Annotated in this window: 12 protein-coding genes; 4 read left to right on the forward strand and 8 right to left on the reverse strand. The window is 73.3% G+C overall.

Annotated features, from left to right (window positions below; translation table 11 throughout):
- Positions 1 to 39: 39 nt before the first annotated feature.
- Both BDZ31_RS01645 and BDZ31_RS25755 read right to left on the reverse strand, forming a co-directional pair.
- Entirely contained in the window at positions 40 to 2,190 is a 2,151-nt protein-coding gene (locus tag BDZ31_RS01645) for an MMPL family transporter (RefSeq protein ID WP_183338354.1), read from the reverse strand.
- Positions 2,191 to 2,340: 150 nt separating this feature from the next.
- Entirely contained in the window at positions 2,341 to 3,120 is a 780-nt protein-coding gene (locus tag BDZ31_RS25755) for a L,D-transpeptidase family protein (RefSeq protein ID WP_183338356.1), read from the reverse strand.
- 72 nt (positions 3,121 to 3,192) lie between these two features.
- Between BDZ31_RS25755 and BDZ31_RS01655 the strand changes: the two genes are divergently transcribed.
- The 4 genes from BDZ31_RS01655 (at position 3,193) to BDZ31_RS01670 (ending at position 8,232) form a co-directional block, all read left to right on the forward strand.
- The gene (locus BDZ31_RS01655; protein ID WP_343075500.1) at positions 3,193 to 5,016 is read left to right on the forward strand and encodes an ABC transporter ATP-binding protein; all 1,824 of its coding nucleotides are present in this window, start codon (positions 3,193 to 3,195) and stop codon (positions 5,014 to 5,016) included.
- Between the two features lie 110 nt (positions 5,017 to 5,126).
- A complete protein-coding gene (gene bktB / locus BDZ31_RS01660) occupies positions 5,127 to 6,308 on the forward strand; it encodes a beta-ketothiolase BktB (RefSeq protein ID WP_183338358.1) in 1,182 nt (393 codons plus the stop codon).
- A gap of 169 nt (positions 6,309 to 6,477) precedes the next feature.
- Positions 6,478 to 6,975 carry a TetR/AcrR family transcriptional regulator gene (locus BDZ31_RS01665; protein WP_343075544.1) on the forward strand — a complete coding sequence of 166 codons (498 nt, stop codon included), beginning with the start codon at positions 6,478 to 6,480 and terminating at the stop codon, positions 6,973 to 6,975.
- Between the two features lie 195 nt (positions 6,976 to 7,170).
- Positions 7,171 to 8,232: a LacI family DNA-binding transcriptional regulator gene (locus BDZ31_RS01670; RefSeq protein ID WP_183338360.1), complete on the forward strand. Its 1,062-nt coding sequence runs from the start codon at positions 7,171 to 7,173 to the stop codon at positions 8,230 to 8,232.
- Between the two features lie 22 nt (positions 8,233 to 8,254).
- Here BDZ31_RS01670 and BDZ31_RS01675 read toward each other — a convergent pair whose 3' ends face one another.
- The 6 genes from BDZ31_RS01675 to BDZ31_RS01700 form a co-directional block, all read right to left on the reverse strand.
- Positions 8,255 to 9,844 (reverse strand): amidohydrolase family protein, encoded by a 1,590-nt coding sequence (locus BDZ31_RS01675; RefSeq protein WP_183338361.1) that lies wholly within the window; start codon positions 9,842 to 9,844, stop codon positions 8,255 to 8,257.
- A gap of 64 nt (positions 9,845 to 9,908) precedes the next feature.
- Positions 9,909 to 11,135, reverse strand: a complete 1,227-nt coding sequence (locus BDZ31_RS01680; RefSeq protein WP_183338363.1) for a M24 family metallopeptidase — start codon at positions 11,133 to 11,135, stop codon at positions 9,909 to 9,911.
- 90 nt (positions 11,136 to 11,225) lie between these two features.
- Positions 11,226 to 12,272, reverse strand: a complete 1,047-nt coding sequence (locus BDZ31_RS01685) for an ABC transporter permease (protein WP_183338365.1) — start codon at positions 12,270 to 12,272, stop codon at positions 11,226 to 11,228.
- On the reverse strand, positions 12,269 to 13,777 hold the full coding sequence (locus tag BDZ31_RS01690; RefSeq protein ID WP_183340916.1) for an ATP-binding cassette domain-containing protein: 1,509 nt from the start codon (positions 13,775 to 13,777) through the stop codon (positions 12,269 to 12,271). Before BDZ31_RS01690 ends, BDZ31_RS01685 begins: the two co-directional genes overlap by 4 nt.
- Positions 13,778 to 13,803: 26 nt before the next feature.
- Positions 13,804 to 14,940: a sugar ABC transporter substrate-binding protein gene (locus tag BDZ31_RS01695; protein ID WP_183338367.1), complete on the reverse strand. Its 1,137-nt coding sequence runs from the start codon at positions 14,938 to 14,940 to the stop codon at positions 13,804 to 13,806.
- 205 nt (positions 14,941 to 15,145) lie between these two features.
- Positions 15,146 to 17,056 carry a glycoside hydrolase family 15 protein gene (locus tag BDZ31_RS01700; protein WP_183338369.1) on the reverse strand — a complete coding sequence of 637 codons (1,911 nt, stop codon included), beginning with the start codon at positions 17,054 to 17,056 and terminating at the stop codon, positions 15,146 to 15,148.
- Between the last annotated feature and the right edge of the window lie 100 nt (positions 17,057 to 17,156).

Consider the following 17,156-nt stretch of genomic DNA (forward strand, 5'->3'; position numbering starts at 1 on the left):
CGTCCGGAATCGCCCGTGACATCCGTCACGGTCGGGGCATCAGCCGCGCTCGAGCGCGACGCGCGGGAGGCGGCGTCGGATCCACGCCGGCATCCACCACGCCCAGCGGCCCATCAGCTCCATCGCGGCGGGGACGACGAGGCAGCGGATCACGACTGCGTCGAGCAGGATCGCGACCGCGAGGCCGAGCCCGAACTGCTTCATCATCCGGTCGGGGCTCATCATGAAGGCGCCGAAGACGACGACCATGATCGCGCCGGCCGCCGTCACGACCCGCCCGGTCTGCGCCAGCCCCTCGCGGACGGCATGCCGCGCGTCGCCGCTGCGCTCCCACTCCTCGTGCATCCGCCCGACGAGGAAGACCTCGTAGTCCATCGAGAGGCCGAAGACGATCGCGAAGATCAGGATCGGGATCGTCGCGTCGACCGGGCTGCCCTCGATCCCGAAGAGGCCGTGCTGGAAGACGAGCGTCACCGCGCCGAGCGCCGCGCCGATCGACAGCAGGTTGAGCAGCGCCGCCTTCAGCGGGATCAGCAGCGAGCGGAAGACGACCGCGAGCAGCAGCGCCGACAGCCCGACGACGATCGCGAGGAAGAGCGGCAGGCGCTCCTGGACCGCGTGGGCGTAGTCGTCGGAGCCGGCGGTCGTGCCGCCGACGAGGTAGGTCGCGCCGGTCTCGCGCGCCAGCGGCGGCAGCACCTCCTCGCGCAGCTCGGTCACGAGCCGCTGCGTCTCCTCGTCCTGCGGCTTGGCGTCCGGGTACGCGATCACCGTCGCGACGTCGCTGCCCTCGGCCTGCTGCACCGGCGCGACGCCGGCGACTCCCGGGGCGCTCGCCAGCGTCGCGTGGAGGCGCTGCGCGGCGTTCTCGTCGCCGCCGTCGGAGACGACGACGAGCGGGCCGTTGTAGCCGGCGCCGAAGCCGTCGGCGAGCAGGTCGTACGCCTTGCGCGAGGTCGTCGCGCTGTCGTCGTTGCCGGCGTCGGCGAAGCCGAGCCGCATGTCGGTCGCGGGCAGTGCGAGCGCGACCAGGAAGGCGAGCGAGACGGCGAGGATCGCGGCCGGGCGGCGCTGGACGAAGGCCGCCCAGCGACGCCAGCGCTCGCCCTCGACCCGCTCGCGCTTGCGCGCCTTCAGCGCCCGCTTGCGGACGCTGCGCTCGATCCGCTTGCCGAAGATCGTCAGCAGCGCTGGCAGCAGCGTCAGCGAGGCGATCAGCGTCACCAGCACCGTCGCCGCGACGCCGAGCGCGACGCCCTGCAGCATGCCGATGCCGAGCGCGACGAGGCCGAGCAGTCCGATGATCACCGTCGTCCCGGCGAAGACGACCGAGCGGCCGGCGGTGTCGAGCGCGATCCGCAGCGCGGCGTCGCGGTCGCGGTCGTTCAGCAGCTCCGCGCGGTATCGGGAGAAGATCAGCAGCGCGTAGTCGATGCCGACGCCGAGCCCGACCAGCGACATCAGCGGCGGCGTGAAGTCGGCGACGTCGAACAGGTGCGAGGCGACGACCATCACGGCGGTCGTGCCGCCGACGGCGGCGATCGCGGTGACGATCGGGATGCTCGCGGCCAGCAGCGAGCCGAAGAGGAAGACGAGGATCACCAGCGCGGCGAGCGTGCCGGCCGCCTCGGCTCCGCCGGCGCCGGCGTCGACGTAGCGGACGGCGTCGCCGCCCAGCTCGACCTGCAGCGCGCCGCTCTCGGCCGACTCGGCCGTCTCGATCAGCCGCTCGACCGACGCTCTCGGCACGTCCCCCGAGCTGCCGTCGAGCATCACGGTCGCGTGCGCGATCGTCCCATCTCTGGAGATCCCGCCGGGCCCAAGGGGATCGTCGACCGCGGCGACGTGGGGCAGCCTGCCGATCTCCGCGACCATCGACGCGATCCGCTCGCGCGTCCCGGGTGCGTCGATCCCGGCTGGAGCTCGCATCACGACGTCGACCGCGTCGCCGGCCTGGGCGGGGGCGCCGCGCTTCAGCGTGTCGAGCGCCTGCTGGGACTCGGTGCCGGGCAGCGAGAAGTCGTTGTTCCAGGCGGCGCCGATCGCGGTCGAGGCGCCGAGCACCGCCAGCAGCGTCACGACCCACAGCGCGATCGCGCGCCTGCGATTGCGAATCGACCAGTCTGCGAGCCGCTCGAAACGGCTCTCGAGGGGGCGCGGGCGGGCGCGCCGTGAGCGTGTGGAAGCCATGGCCCGCACGCTCTCAACGGCGCGGCCGGCTGTCGCTGGGGCGCCGTGGCGTCCGCGCGGGGGCGCGCGGGCCGATCGCGGCCGGGGGATATCCCCCGCCTGCGGTGGGGTCGCTCCGCGCTCCCGCTCCGCCCGGGTAGCGCCGACGGCTCAGGGTTGGATCAGCACCGGCGTGCCGCGCGGCGCGAGCGCCAGCAGCCGGTTGACGAGCCGCTGCGGCATCCGCACGCACCCGTGCGAGGCCGCCGACCCGAGCGGCGCCCCAAGGTACTCGGCGGCGTGGATCGCCGTCTGCGGCAGGCCGCCGTCGTACTCGGTCAGCGTGCGCGAGTAGGCGACGACGGCGAGCACGCGCGGGCCGAGCTTCGCCCTGCGGGGGACCGACGGCGCGGCGTCGACGGCGAACTGGCCGGTCGGCGTCGGGGTGCCGCGCGCGCCGATCACGACGCGCGAGCGCAGCCGCGTCTTGCCGGCGCGCTGGAAGACGAGCGTCCGCGCCGACAGGTCGACGACGATCCGGCGGTCGGTGCGGCGCACCGTCGCCGCGTATTCCGGGATCCAGCCGTGCGAGCCGGCCGGCATGCCCTTGACGAGCACGTCGAGCCAGCGCTCCCCGTCGACCACCCGCGACCCCAGCACCAGCAGCACCTCCGGCCCTCCCCACCACTGCGCCCGCGGCGTGAGGCGGCGGACGGCTCGCGCCCGCGGGTGGGGCCGGACCCGGGCGACGACCGGATCGACGATCCGCGCCGTCCACGCCGCCCGGGGCGTCGGCCCGTGGATCTCGGGCCCCGGCGCGTCGCCGGGCGCCTCCTGCCCGCTCTGATCGGACGGCGGCGGCTCCTGCCGGTCGGCCGCCGAGGCGACTGCTGGAGCGAGCGCGAGCACGACCAGCAGGAGGAGCGCGACGAGGCCGCGACGGCTCGGCACGGAGGTGGGAGGCGCGGATCGGAGCATGGGGAGCAAGGTGCCTTTACAGCGGACCGCCTACCCTTCTGCCTCGTGATCGAGGCCCCCGTCCATCCGCTGCGCCGTCTCTGGCGCCGTGCGCCGCGCTATCGCGGCCGCGTGGTGATGGGAACCGTGTGGGCGGTCCTCAACCAGGTCTTCGACATCCTGCCAGAGCTCTTGATCGGCGTCGCGATCGACGTCGTCGTGCGCGAGGAGGGCAGCTTCGTCGGCCAGTGGACCGGGATCGACGATCGCGAGGCGCAGCTGTTCGTGCTCGCCGGCGTGACCGCGGTCGTGTGGCTGCTGGAGTCGCTGACCGAGTACCTCGCCCAACGCTCGTGGCGGACCCTGTCGCAGGCGCTCCAGCACGACCTGCGGATGGACGCCTACGGCCACGTGCAGGAGCTCGAGCTGGCGTGGTTCGAGGACCGCGAGGCCGGCAGACTGCTCACGGTCCTCAACGACGACGTCAACCAGCTCGAGCGCTTCCTCGACGTCGGCGCGCTGCAGATCATCCAGACCGCCACCAGCGTCGTCGCCGTCGGCGCCGTCTTCCTCGTCATCTCGCCGCTGCTGGCGCTGCTCGCCTTCCTGCCGATCCCGGTGATCGTCGGCGGCTCGCTGCTGTTCCAGAGACGGCTCGAGCCGCGCTACGCGAAGGTCCGCGAGCAGGCCGGCCGGCTCGGCGGCCTGATCGGCGGCAACCTCGGCGGGATCGCGACGATCAAGGCGTTCGGCGCCGAGCGGCGCGAGTCGCTGCGCGTCGAGGCAGCCTCCGACGCCTACGCGGAGGCCAACCGCGCGGCGATCACGCTCAGCGCCGCCTTCGTCCCGATCATCCGCGTCGCGATCCTCTGCGGCTTCATGGTCACGCTCGTCGTCGGCGGCCATCTGACGCTCAACGGGACGCTCGAGGTCGGCATGTACTCGGTGCTCGTCTTCATGACCCAGCGGCTGCTGTGGCCGCTGACGCGCCTCGGCGAGACGCTCGACCTCTACCAGCGCGGCACCGCCTCGCTGCGGCGGATCCTCGACCTGATCGACGCGCCGATCTCGGTGCGGCCGGGCGCCCGCGAGCTGCCGCCGGCCGCCGACGGCGAGCGCGGCCGCGCGGTCTCCTTCGACGCCGTCGAGTTCGTCTACCGCGACGGCGACGGCAGCGTCCGCACGCGCGTGCTCGACGGCCTCGAGCTGGAGGTGCGCAGCGGCGAGACGCACGCGATCGTCGGCCCGACCGGCGCCGGCAAGTCGACCGTCGTGAAGCTGCTGCTGCGCCTCTACGACGCCGAGGGCGGGACGGTCGCGATCGACGGCGTGCCGGTCGGCGAGCTGAGTTTCGAGAGCCTGCGCGGCGCGATCGGCTACGTCGGGCAGGACACCTTCCTGTTCGACGGCTCGGTCGCCGACAACCTCCGCTACGGCATGCCCGACGCGACCGACGAGCAGCTGCGCGCCGCCGCCGAGGCGGCCGAGGCGCACGAGTTCGTCGCCGCGCTGCCGCACGGCTACGACACGCCGGTCGGCGAGCGCGGCGTGCGGCTGTCGGGCGGCCAGCGCCAGCGGCTGACGATCGCCCGCGCGCTCGTGCGCGACCCCGCGATCCTCGTGCTCGACGAGGCGACCTCGGCGGTCGACAACGAGACCGAGGCGGCGATCCAGCGCTCGCTGCTGCGGATCAGCCGCGAGCGGACGACGATCGTGATCGCCCACCGCCTCTCGACGATCCGCCACGCCGACCGCATCCACGTGCTCGACGGCGGCAGGGTCGCCGAGGCCGGCACGCACGACGAGCTGCTCGCGCTGCGCGGCCGCTACGCCGCGCTGTGGGCGGTGCAGACCGGCGAGGTCGCGCAGGCGGACGCGGCGCTCGACTGAGCCACGGCGCCGCGGGCCGGCCATCCGCGGCGCACCGCGATCCGACCGGGTCCCCCCGCGGGGTCGCGCTGTCACGATCCCTCGGTCGAACCCGAGGAGACACCACCGCTATGACCGATGTCGTGATCGCTTCCGCCGCCCGCACCGCCGTCGGCGGCTACGGGAAGTCGCTGAAGGACGTGCCGCCGAACGAGCTGGGCGCGACCGCCGCCCGCGCGGCGATCGAGCGCGCCGGGCTGCAGCCCGAGCAGATCGAGCACGTCGTCTTCGGCAACGTGATCCACACCGAGCCGAGAGACATGTACATGGCGCGCGTCGTCGGCATGAAGGCCGGCGTCCCGCAGGAGACGCCCGCCTTCACCGTCAACCGCCTCTGCGGCACCGGCGTGCAGTCGATCGTCTCCGCCGCACAGGCGATCCAGAGCGGCGACGTCGACGTCGCGCTCGCCGGCGGCTGCGAGTCGATGAGCCGCGGGCCCTACTGGCTGCCGACCGGCCGCTGGGGCGCGCGGATGGGCGAGGCGGCCGTCACCGACCCGGTCTCCGGCGCGCTGACCGATCCCTTCAACGACATCCTGATGGGCGTCACCGCCGAGAACCTCGCCGAGCGCGGCGGGATCACGCGCGAGCAGCAGGACGCCTTCGCGGTCGAGTCCCACCGCCGCGCCGCCGCCGCTCGCGACGCCGGCAAGTTCGAGGGCGAGATCGTCCCGCTGACGCTGAAGACCCGCAAGGGCGAGGTCGAGTTCAAGGTCGACGAGCACATCCGCGACGACGCGTCGATCGAGTCGATGGCGAAGCTGAAGCCGGTCTTCAAGCGCGACGGCGGCACCGTCACCGCCGGCAACGCCTCCGGCATGAACGACGCCGGCGCGGCGACCGTGCTGATGAGCGCCGCGAAGGCGCAGGAGCTCGGGACGCAGGTGAGAGCGCGGATCCTTGGCTACGCGACCTGCGGCGTCGACCCGAAGATCATGGGCATCGGCCCGGTCCCGGCGATCAGGAAGGTGCTCGACCGCGCCGGCCTGGGGCTCGACCAGATCGGCGTCTTCGAGCTGAACGAAGCATTCGCGGCGCAGGCGCTCGCGGTCATGCAGGATCTCGACCTCGACCCGGCCAAGGTCAACCCCAACGGCGGCGCCGTCGGCCTCGGCCACCCGATCTCCGCGACCGGCACCGTCATCACGACGAAGGCGATCTCCGAGATGGAGCGCGAGGGCCACGACTACGGCATCGTCTCGCTCTGCATCGGCGGCGGCCAGGGGATCGCGCTGCTGCTCGGCAAGCCGTAGCGGACAGCACGCGGCGGCGCCCTCGGCGCCGCCGCTCGCGCCCGGGCGGGAGGCGACGATCCGACCTCTCCGCGCCACCCGTCCGGCGCCCGCCGCCGGGCGCGTCGCCTCGCTAGGCTCGGGCATCGCCGTCCCCCGCCTGTCAGACCTCTCCCCGCGCGCGCTCGAGATCGTCGCCGTCGCCCGCCGGCTGCTCGAACGCGACGGCCCCGACGGCGTCTCGATGCGCCGCATCGCCGCCGAGCTGAACCTCCGCGCCCCGTCGCTGTACGAGCACGTCGCCGACAAGCGGGCGCTCGAGAACGCGATGATCTCCCAGGCCTTCTACGAGCAGGGCGACGCGACCCGCTCCGCGCTCGACGCCGCCGTCGCCGCCGACGGCGACCGGCTCGGCGCGATCGGCCAGGCCTTCCGCACCTACGCGCTGGAGCATCCCCATCTGTACCGGCTGATGACGCAGAGACTCGACCGCGCGGCGCTCGACCCCGGCGCCGAGCTGCACGCCGGCCAGCCGCTGCGCGACGCCGTCGGCGGCGACCTCGTCGAGGCGCGCGTCCTGTGGGCCTTCGCCCACGGCCTGATCATGCTGGAGCTGAACGACCGCTTCCCGCCCGGGACCGACCCGGACGAGCTGTGGGAGGTCGGGCTCGCGGCGCTGCGGCGCTGAGGCGCGCTGCCCGCTCGACGTGGCACGTCGGCCTTCTCAGGCCGTGTCCGGTGCCGCCGCCGCCGAGCTTCCGGCCGCGGACGCCTGACCCGTGATCGCGCCGCCGGCGACGGCGGGCCGATTTCCCGCCGGAGCTGGTGCCGAATGGTTTTGTCGTCCGTGCCGCCGAGCGTCTCACGGGAGTAAGATCGACCGATGTCCTCTCCTCGTGCGCGGCGCGTCGGCATCAAGGACGTGGCAGCAGCAGCCGGGGTGTCGATGTCGACGGTCTCCCACGCTCTCAACGGGAGGGGTCGGGTCGACCCGGCCACGCGCCAGCGCATCTCCGAGGTCGCCGACCGGCTCGGGTACCGGCCGAACGTCAACGCGGTCAACCTGCTGCGCGAGCGCAGCAAGACGCTCGCGCTGACGGTCTCCTCGCCGGAGGCCTCGCCGCTCAGCCTCTTCGACGTCGAGTTCCTCATCCGCCTCGCCAACGCCGCGACCGCCGCGGCGCTCGACGCCGGCTACGCGCTCGTCATCACGCCGTATCGCGGCGCGGAGACGTTCGACGGCATCGCGATCGACGGCGGCATCGTGATCGACCCGGAGATGAACGACCCGCTGATCGCCGCGCTCGACAAGCGCGGCATCCCGCTCGTCACCAGCGGCCGCGACCTCGCCCGCGCCGACGTCCCGTCGGTCGACAACGACCTCGTCGGGGGGCTGGCCGCGATCCTCGACCACCTTCACGATCGCGGCGCCGCGCGGGTCGCGCTCGTGACGACGTCGCAGCGGTACTCCTACGGCGTCGACGTCCGCGCGGCGTACGAGACCTGGTGCGCCGGCCACGGCATGGCTCCGCTCGTCCACGAGGTCGGCGCCCGCCTGACGGAGACCGCCGGCTACGAGGCGGCGATGAAGGCGCTCGGCGGGCCCGATCGCGCCGACGCGCTTCTGACCGCCTTCGACTGCCACGCCGCCGGCGCGGTGATGGCGGCGCGAGAGCTCGGCCTGGCGGTGCCCGCCGACGTCATGCTGGCGACGGCGACCGACAGCGAGAACGTCCGCTCCTGCAGCCCGCCGATCACGGCGCTCGACCTCCACCCGGAACGCAACGGCAGGCAGGCCATCGCGCTGCTGATCGAGCGCATCGAGGGCGACGCGGCCCCGGCGACGACGGCCGTCACGATGCCCTACGACCTCGTCGAACGCGCATCGACGGCGCGAGCGGCGATCGCGCCGCGCTCATCCGCCGTCGGCGCGCCGGCGCCCTGAGCCGGGCGCCGGCGCGTCGCGCTCACCCGCCGCGGTACGCGGCCGCGCCCGCGACGATCGTCGCCAGCACGGGCACGTCGGGCAGCTCGTCGGCCGGGCAGTCGACCGGGTCGGCGCCCAGCACCGTGAGGTCGGCGCGGCGGCCGACGGCGATCCGGCCCGCGACGTCAGCCTCCCCGGCGATCGCCGCCGCCGCGGTCGTGTAGCCCGCGAGCGCCTGCTCGGGCGTCAGCCGCTCGTGCGGCTCGAACGGCGCCGCGCCGATCGCGCCCGGCTGGCGCCGCAGCCGGCTCCAGGCCATTCCGACGCGCGGATCGCTCGACGCCACCGGCCAGTCGGATCCGAGCGCGACGATCGCGCCCGTCTCCGCGATGCTGCGCGCGGGAAAGCCCCGCTCGGTGCGCTCGCGGCCCAGCCGCGCGGCCCATTGGTCGCCGCCGTCCTCCCGCCGCCACTGCATGTGCAGCGGCTGCATCGACGCGGCGACCCCCTCGGCGGCGAAGCGGGGCAGATCGGCGGGGTCGAGCACCTCGATGTGCTCGACGCGATGCGGCGCGCCCGGCCGCGGCAGCCCGCGGTACGCGTCGAGCACGGCGCGCACGGCGCGATCGCCGACGGCGTGCGTCGCGCACTGGAAGCCGGCCTCCGCGAAGAGCCGCACCGCCGCGGCGTACGCCTGCGGCTCCGGCCAGAACGGCTGTCCGCCGTCCCCGCAGGCGTCCGGCGCCCCGAGCCACGCGGTGCCCGACTCGACGACGCCGTCGAGGTAGAACTTGGCCGTGCCGCCGCGCCAGCGGACGCCGCGCTCGCCGACCAGCGGCAGCTGCGCGAGCATCTCGTCGCGGGTCGTCTCCGGCGTCTGCCACAGCGGCACGACGAGGCGCACCGGCAGGGGCGCCGTCGCCTCCAGCTCGCGCAGCAGCGCGAACGTCTCCGGGCTGCCGTCCATCAGGTGCGCACCCGTCAGCCCCTGCGCCGACAGCCGCTCGAGCGCCTGCGCGGCCAGGCGGCGGCGCTCGCCGTCGCCGAGCTCGGGCACGACGTCGCGAACCAGCGCGATCGCCGCGAACTCCCGCAGCTCGCCGGTCGGCAGGCCGTCGCGGGTGGCGACCTCGGCAGCCTGCTCGAACCGCTCCGCGCCGGTGACCCCGGCGATCTCCAGCGCGCGCCGGCTCGCGAGCGCCGTGTGCTGGTCCATGAACGTCACCAGTGCGGGCGCGTCGCCGACGACCTCGTCGAGAAGCGCGCCGTCGAGCGGCCGGCCCTCGAACGCCTCGTAGGAGAGGCCCCAGCCGAGCACCCACCCGCTCGGGTCGCGGGCGCCCTCGCACAGCGCGTCGCGCAACTCCATGAGGGAGGTGCACGCGGTCAGGTCGACACCGCGCGTCTGCTCGACGAAGAACGGGTGCACGTGCGCGTCGACCAGCCCGGGGACGACGTGCCGGCCGGCCCCGTCCAGCAGCTCGGTGCGCGCGTCGCAGCAGGCCCGGATCTCCGCGTCGTCGCCGACCGCGACGACACGGCCGTCGCGGCAGGCGACGGCCGTGGCGTGCGGCCGGCTGGGATCGAGCGTCCGGACGGTCGCTCCGACGATCGCGAGGTCGGCGCTCACCGCGACGCCCTCGCGGGCCGGCGGCGCCCGTCGGGCGCCGCCGCTGAACGAACCCGGTCGCCGCTCACCAGAACAGCATCGGCGTCGTCGTCAGGCGCTCGGGCGCACCGTCGCGGACGATCAGGATCTCCTCGAAGGAGGCCATCCCCACGCCCGGCTCCTGCACGAACGTCTCGACGGTCATCACCTGGCCGTCGAAGAACGGCTCGTCGACGTTCCACCAGCCTCTGTCGTCTTCGAAGGTCGCCGCGCCGTGCGACGGGATGATCGGACCGTGGAAGTAGGTGCTCAGGCCGTGGCCGTACAGATCCCACAGCGCGCCGCCCATCTCTTCGCCGTAGCCCATCGACTTGGCGAGGTCGTCGCCGACGATGCCGGCGTCGCGCGGCGTGGCGCCGACTCTCACCGCGTCGATGATCCGCTCGGTCAGCTCGACGGTGTTCTCGACCAGCTTGCGCTGCTCGGCCGAGGGGTTGCGCCCGCAGACCGAGCTGCGGCCCGGATCGACCCAGTAGCCCTCGAAGATCGGCCCGTAGACCCAGGCCCGGACCATGTCGCCGGGCTGGGGCGCCGTCTTCGAGTAGCCGTACAGCGGGTAGTCCCACATCGACATCTCGCTCTCGGCGCCGGTGTGGCACCCAAGGCGCTGGAAGCCGCCGCCGCGCCGGATGATCACCGAGCCGGCCTCGGCGGCCGCGTCGCACTGCCGCTCGCCGCGCAGCAGCCCCTCCATGAAGACCGTCAGCGCGGCGCTGGAGATCTCGCCGGCCTCGCGGATCAGGTCGAGCTCGCGCTCGCTCTTCCTGCTCTGCAGGCCGTAGAGCAGGTACTCCTCCGGGACCCACTCGATCTCCGGCGTCTCGGCGAGCAGGACCCGGTACATCTGCGCCGGCAGGAAGTCGTCGCCGAGGTAGGCGACTCTGCCGGCGATGCCGAGCTCTCTCAGCCGCTTCGCGAGCCCGAGCGGCAGGTTCTCCGTGTGGGCGAAGAAGCTGTCGACCGCGACGTAGCGCCGCTCGACGGTGTGGGTCTCCTCCGCGATGTGCAGCTCAGGCGCGTGGCCGCGGCGGAACAGCAGCGCCGCGAAGCTCAGCCCGAGCTGGCTGGCGCCGGCCGAGGACTCCTGGCCCGAGGCGTGCGAGGCGTAGTTGGAGAGGTACCAGACGTTGCCGGCCCGGTCGTAGCTGCCGCCGCTGCGCTGCCAGATGACCGCGGTGTCGTAGCCCATCTGCTCGAGCTGCTCGTCGAGGCGCGCCCAGCGGCTCTCGTATTCGTCCTGCGTGAAGTACATCGTCGTCCTGTCGTTGGATGGGTTGCTGAAAGGTTTTGTCACGGTCCGAGGCACGGCCTCGGAGCGATCGCTCCGGCGCTGCCGCGCCGCTCAGGAGCCGCGCGCGGCGCGCAGGCGCCGGCGACCGAGATAGGCCGCGAGCGCGACGCCGGCCACGAGCGCGACGCCGTTGACGATGTCGCTGACGTAGGGCTGGACGCCGGCCAGGTTCAGGCCGCTCTTGAGCACGGCGAGGAAGATGATCGCCACGATCGCGCCGAAGACGTTGAAGCGCCCGGGGCGGATCGCCGCGGCGCTGAGGAAGGCGGCCGCGAACGCCGGCATCGTGTACGTCTCGCCGACCCGCGGGCTCGCGCCGCCGGTGCGCGCGACCATCAGCATGCCGGCCGCGCCGGCGAGCAGGCCCGCCGTGACGAACGACATCAGCACCAGCCGCTGCGGGCGCAGGCCGACGAGCCGGGCCGCCTCCTCGTTGGACCCGAGCGCGTACAGGTAGCGGCCGATCGGCATGTGCTCCAGCACCCGCCACGCGAGCAGCGCGAGGACGACCAGGACGAGGAAGAGGTTCGGAACCCCGAGCGTCTGGCTCGACCCGAAGGAGATCAGATCCGACGGGATCCCCTGGATGATCGCCTGCCCGCCCGTGATGCCGTTGACCGCGCCGGTCATGACCAGCGCGGTGCCGAGCGTCACGACGACGGCGTTGACCCGTCCCCGCGTCACGACGAGGCCGTTCACGAGGCCGCCGAGCGCGCCGACCGCGAGCGCGACCGCGATCGCCGCCGGGAGCGGCGCCCCCTCGCTCAGCACCTTCGCCGCGAGCACAGCCGAGAGCCCAAGGTTCGCGCCGACCGACAGGTCGTACTGGTTGCAGACCAGCGGGACGAGGATCGCGAGCGTGGCGACGCCGAGCACCGCCTGGTTGGCGAGCAGCGCCTCCATGTTGGCCGTGGTCGGGAAGGTCGCGCTGGTCTCCCCCCAGACGCCGAAGAAGACGCACAGCGCGACGGTCACGAGCGCGAGCGTCAGCGCCTCGACCGTGTGGCCGAAGCCCGAGCGCCCGGACCTCGCCTCGCCGCTCCTGGCCGCCGGTGCGCCGGCTGCCTCCATCGGATCGGCCTCCGTCGTTCCGTTCATCGTGCCTCCGCATAGGTCAAGGTGTTCAGGTCGTCGGCCGTGAGGTCGGCGCACGGGACCTCGGCCGAGATGCGGCCCGCGACCAGGACCACGCAGCGGTCGCACAGCGCGACCAGCTCCTCCGCGTCGGAGGAGGCGACGAGGACCGCCGCGCCGCCGGCCGCAGCGGCTCTGATGACCGCGTGCAGCTCGGCGCGCGCGCCGATGTCGACGCCGTGGGTCGGCTCGTCGAGCAGCAGCAGCCGGGGGTCGCGCTGCAGCCAGCGGGCGAGCAGCACCTTCTGCTGGTTGCCGCCCGACAGCGTCGACAGCAGCGCCTCCTCGGAGGCGGCCCGGACGCCGAAGCCGGAGATCAGCTCTCTGGCGGCGCGACGCGCGCCGGCGCGGTCGATCGAGCCGAGCCCCCGCCGGTACCTTGGCATGACGACCATCGCGAGGTTGTCGGTCAGCGAGTGGTCGAAGAAGCCCATGTCGCCGCGGTGTTCGGGCAGGTAGGCGACGCCGGCCGCCATCGCCGCCGCGACGGAGCCGAGCGCCAGCGGGCGGCTGTCGACCGTCACGTCGCCCGCTGCCGCGCGCGCTCCGCCGAGCGCCGCCAGGATGCTCGAGCGGCCCGAGCCGACGAGGCCCGCGAGACCGGTGATCTCGCCCGGTCGCAGGTCGAGGTCGATCCCCCTCGCCCGGCCGCACGCGAGCCCCCGGACGGTGACGGCCGGCGCCGTGCCGGCGGCGAGCGCCGGGCGGTCGGCCGCGGCGCGGTGGTCGAGCTGTCCGCCGACGATCAGCGCGACGAGGCGGTCGTGGTCGATCTCGGCGCGCTCCAGCGAGCCCGCGACGACGCCGTCGCGCAGCACCGTCACGCGGTCGGCGATCTGCAGGACCTCCGGCAGGCGATGGGAGATGTAGACGATCGACCGGCCCTCGGCCGCATACCGCTGCAGCGAGCTGAGCAGGTGCTGCGCGTCGCGCTCGGGCAGCGACGCCGTCGGCTCGTCGAGGACGAGCACGCCGCTGCCCTCCTCGCGCTGGGAGGCGAGCGCGCGTGCGATCGCCACGAGCGTCCGGTTCGCGGCGCTCAGGTCCGACAGCCGTGCGCGCGGCGAGACGGGCACCTCGAACCGGTCGAGGATCGCCTGCGCCGCACGCCGCTGACGGGACCAGCTGATCTGCCCCAGAGCCGAGCGCTCGAACTGCGCCCCGACCGCGAGGTTCTCGGCGACCGTCAGGTCCGGGAAGGTCGACGGCTGCTGGTGGACGAAGCGCAGGCCCGCTTCCCAGGCGTCGTCGGGCGTGAACGTGCTCGCGTCGTGCTCGGCGTCTCCGAGCACGAGCGTCCCGCGATCTGCCGGCTGCACCCCGGCCAGCGCCTTCGTCAGCGTCGACTTGCCGGAGCCGTTGCCTCCGAGCAGCGCGTGGATCTCCCCGGCGCGCAGCTCGAGCGACACGCCGTCGAGCGCGACGGTGCCCGGGAACGCCTTGTGCAGCTCCCGGGCGGCCACGAGCACCCGCGAGGGACTCGCCGCAGCGACGTTCACCCGACTCCCCACGCCTTCTCGTAGGCGGCGACGAAATCGATCGGCGGCTCGAAGCTGCCGCCCTCGGCCGGGAGGTTGTGGTCCTTGTCCCACGTCTGCAGGCCGATGCCCGAGCTCTCGGTCTTCTCGCCGTTGGCGAGGCGGATCAGCCCGTCGACGGCGGCATAGCCCTCCCACTTCGGCACGAAGCCGATCCCGGCGTCCTGCTGGATCCCGGCCCGCACCAGGTCGGGGGCGGGCGCGAGCCCCTCGGCGCCCATCACGAACATCGATCCGCGGTTCTGCGACTGGATCGCCGGCCCGACGCCGCTGCTGATGATCGCGTCGATGTTGGTGTAGACCGAGTTCGCGTCCGGGTTCTTGATCAGCGCCTGCTCGGCCTTGGACTGCAGCGGGTTCCCGAGCTCGGAGTAGGTGAAGGGAACCTTGACGATCTCGCAGCCCGCGCACGCTCTGAGCTGCTCGTAGAGCCCGGCGTTCTGGATCTTGACGCCCTGCGACTCGCTGTTCTCGAACACCAGCGTCTTCGCCTTGCCCTCCGTCTTGGCGATGATCCAGTCGGCCTGCTGGCGGCCGTACGCCGCGATGAACTCGGCGAAGGTGCCCTCGGCGTACTCGACCGCGCCGTCGTAGAGCGGCTCCTGGGTCTCGTCGGTCTCGCTGCAGTCGAGCGACTCGATCCCGAACAGGGTCACGCCCTTGCGCTTCGCCGCCTGCAGCTGTCCGCGGGCGGAGGAGCAGTCGATCAGCCACGGGACGACCGCGTCGGCGCCGGCCGCCACCGCCTGGGAGACGCCTTCGCCGAGGCTCGCGGGATTGCCCTTGGTGTCGAACACGTCGACCTCCCAGCCGAGCGATCGCCCGGCCTCCTTGAGGCCCTTCGAGCCTTCGGCGCAGTACGTCACCTGCTCGCCGCAGGAGATGACCCACACCTTGTAGTCCCTCGGCGCTCTCGGCGCGGTCGTGGGAGGGGCCTTGAACGTGCCTCTGTACTGCTCGTCGAGGCGCGCCTGGACCTCGGCGACGTACGCGTCGTCCGAGACGTCGGATCCGCTCGACGACGAGTCGCTCCCACAGCCCGAGACAAGGGCGATTGCTGCTGCCATCGCGACGGCGGCGCGAAGTCGGCTCATAGGTGGTGCTCTCCTCCGGGTCACCCTGCCAAAACCTTGTGGCAGGTCTGCCAAAAGCTTATGGCAGATCGGACCCGTTTGTCCAGAGCGCCGCTCCGAGCAGGTCAGAGGCGGCCGTCGCGCCGCCTCTCCCAGGCCGCGCGCAGGTCAGCCCGTCGCGTGCGACCGCACGCGCCGGCGGCGCCGATCGCGTGTGCCGGAGCGGCTAGCGGATGTCCTCGACCAGCGCCTCGTCGGCGCGGATGATGTGCATCACCGCGTTGATGAGCGCCAGGTGGGTGAAGGCCTGCGGGAAGTTGCCGAGGTGGCGGCCGCTGTGCGGATCGATCTCCTCCGCGTAAAGGGCCAGCGGCGAGGCGTAGGAGAGCAGCTTGTCGCAGAGGTCGCGGGCGCGCTGGACCTCGCCGATCTCGACCAGCGCCGAGACGAGCCAGAAGGAGCAGATCGCGAAGGTCCCCTCCTCGCCGACGAGGCCGTCGTCGGTCTCCTCGACCTTGTAGCGCAGGACCATGTCGTTGACGGTCAGCTCGTCGGCGATCGCCAGCACGGTGTTGCGCACGCGCGGATCGGAGGCCGGCAGGAAGCCGAGCATCGGGATCAGCAGCAGCGAGGCGTCGAGCGCGTCGGTGTCGTAGTGCTGGACGAAGACGCCGCGCTCGTCGACGCCCTGCTCGCAGATCTCGGCGTGCATCTCGTCGGCGGCCGCGCGCCACCGCTTCGCCGACTCGCGGTCGCCGCGCAGCCGCGCCAGCCGCGCGCCGCGGTCGGCGGCGACCCAGCAGAAGATCTTCGAGGAGGTGAAGTGCTTCGGCTCCCCGCGCACCTCCCAGATGCCGCGGTCGGGCTCGCGCCACTCGGCGACGGCGGTGTCGACCTGCCTGACGACCAGCGGCCAGAGGCGGTCGTCGAGGCGGTCGCCGGAGCGGATGTGGAGCCGCAGCGAGTCGAGCAGCACGCCCCAGACGTCGTGCTGGCGCTGGTCCCAGGCGCCGTTGCCGATGCGGACCGGCTTGGCCCCCTCGTAGCCGGAGAGGTGGTCGAGGATCTGCTCCTCCAGCCTCTCGCGGCCGTCGATCCCGTACATGATCCCGAGCCGGCCGCCGGCCTCCAGCCGGTCGGTGATGAAGTAGAGGAAGTCGGAGGCCTCGCGGTCGAAGCCGAGCGTCGAGAGCCCCCACAGCATGAAGGTCGAGTCGCGCAGCCAGGTGTAGCGGTAGTCCCAGTTGCGCTCGCCGCCGGGCGTCTCGGGCAGCGAGGTCGTCGCCGCCGCCATCATCGCCCCGGTCGGCGCGTAGGTGAGGCCCTTCAAGGTCAGCGCCGAGCGCTGCAGGTAGACGCGCCACGGGTGGTCGGGGAAGCGGCCGCGGCTGATCCACTCGTGCCAGAAGTTGCCCGTGTAGCCGAGCTGCTCGTGGGCCTGCTCGAAGGTCTCCGGCGGCAGGTGGCTGCTCCAGCCCAGCGCGCAGAAGAGCGTGTCGCCGGCTCTCATGCGCGTCTCGGCACGGGCGCGCGGGCCCTCGAAGCCGAGCCGCATGTCGGTCCGCAGCCGCAGCTGCAGGTCGCTGCCCTCGACCGAGCAGATGCCGTCGCCGTAGCCGTCGCCGGCGTAGTCCCACGTGCCGCGGGTGCGGCCGTAGTCGAAGGCCGGCTCGCAGTCGAGCTCGACGTCGACGAAGCCGTTGAGGCAGCGCATCGTGCGCAGCAGCACGTGGGCCGCCTCGTGGTCGCGCGGCGAGCGGGCGTAGCGCCTGGAGCGCTCGTCGCCGTGGTGCCAGGGACCGATCACGAGCAGGTCGCGGACGACCAGCCAGCCGGTCGGCGTCCCCCACGTCGTCTCCAGGATCATCGTGCCGGGCAGGTAGCGGCGGTCGGCCGGCACGACCTCGTCGCGCGGGCCGACGCGGAAGCGGCCGGCGTGGCGGTCGAGGATGCTGGCGAAGACCGACGGCCCGTCCATCCGCGGCAGGCACATCCACTCGATGTTGCCGCTCAGCGCGACGAGCGCGCACACCTCGCAGTCCGACAGGAAGCCGTAGTCGGCGATCGGCGGATAGGGGCTCCCGCCGAGCGGGATCTCCTGCGCTGCGGGCTCGGCGGTTGCGACTTCGAACTCCACGAGACGAAGAAATGTAGCTGCCTCGCGGGGACGGGCGTATGTCCAAAGGGAGGGGGAGGTTCGTCCGGGCGTGGGGGCGCCGCCGGAGACGGCGCATGCG

The organism is Conexibacter arvalis (assembly GCF_014199525.1).
GTDB lineage: Bacteria > Actinomycetota > Thermoleophilia > Solirubrobacterales > Solirubrobacteraceae > Conexibacter > Conexibacter arvalis.

Coding starts and splice junctions, on each gene's coding strand:
- BDZ31_RS01670 (WP_183338360.1), top strand. CDS start 7,171: ATGTCCTCTCCTCGTGCGCGGCGCGTCGGCATCAAGGACGTGGCAGCA.
- bktB (WP_183338358.1), top strand. CDS start 5,127: ATGACCGATGTCGTGATCGCTTCCGCCGCCCGCACCGCCGTCGGCGGC.
- BDZ31_RS01685 (WP_183338365.1), bottom strand. CDS start 12,272: ATGAACGGAACGACGGAGGCCGATCCGATGGAGGCAGCCGGCGCACCG.
- BDZ31_RS01645 (WP_183338354.1), bottom strand. CDS start 2,190: ATGGCTTCCACACGCTCACGGCGCGCCCGCCCGCGCCCCCTCGAGAGC.
- BDZ31_RS01680 (WP_183338363.1), bottom strand. CDS start 11,135: ATGTACTTCACGCAGGACGAATACGAGAGCCGCTGGGCGCGCCTCGAC.
- BDZ31_RS01695 (WP_183338367.1), bottom strand. CDS start 14,940: ATGAGCCGACTTCGCGCCGCCGTCGCGATGGCAGCAGCAATCGCCCTT.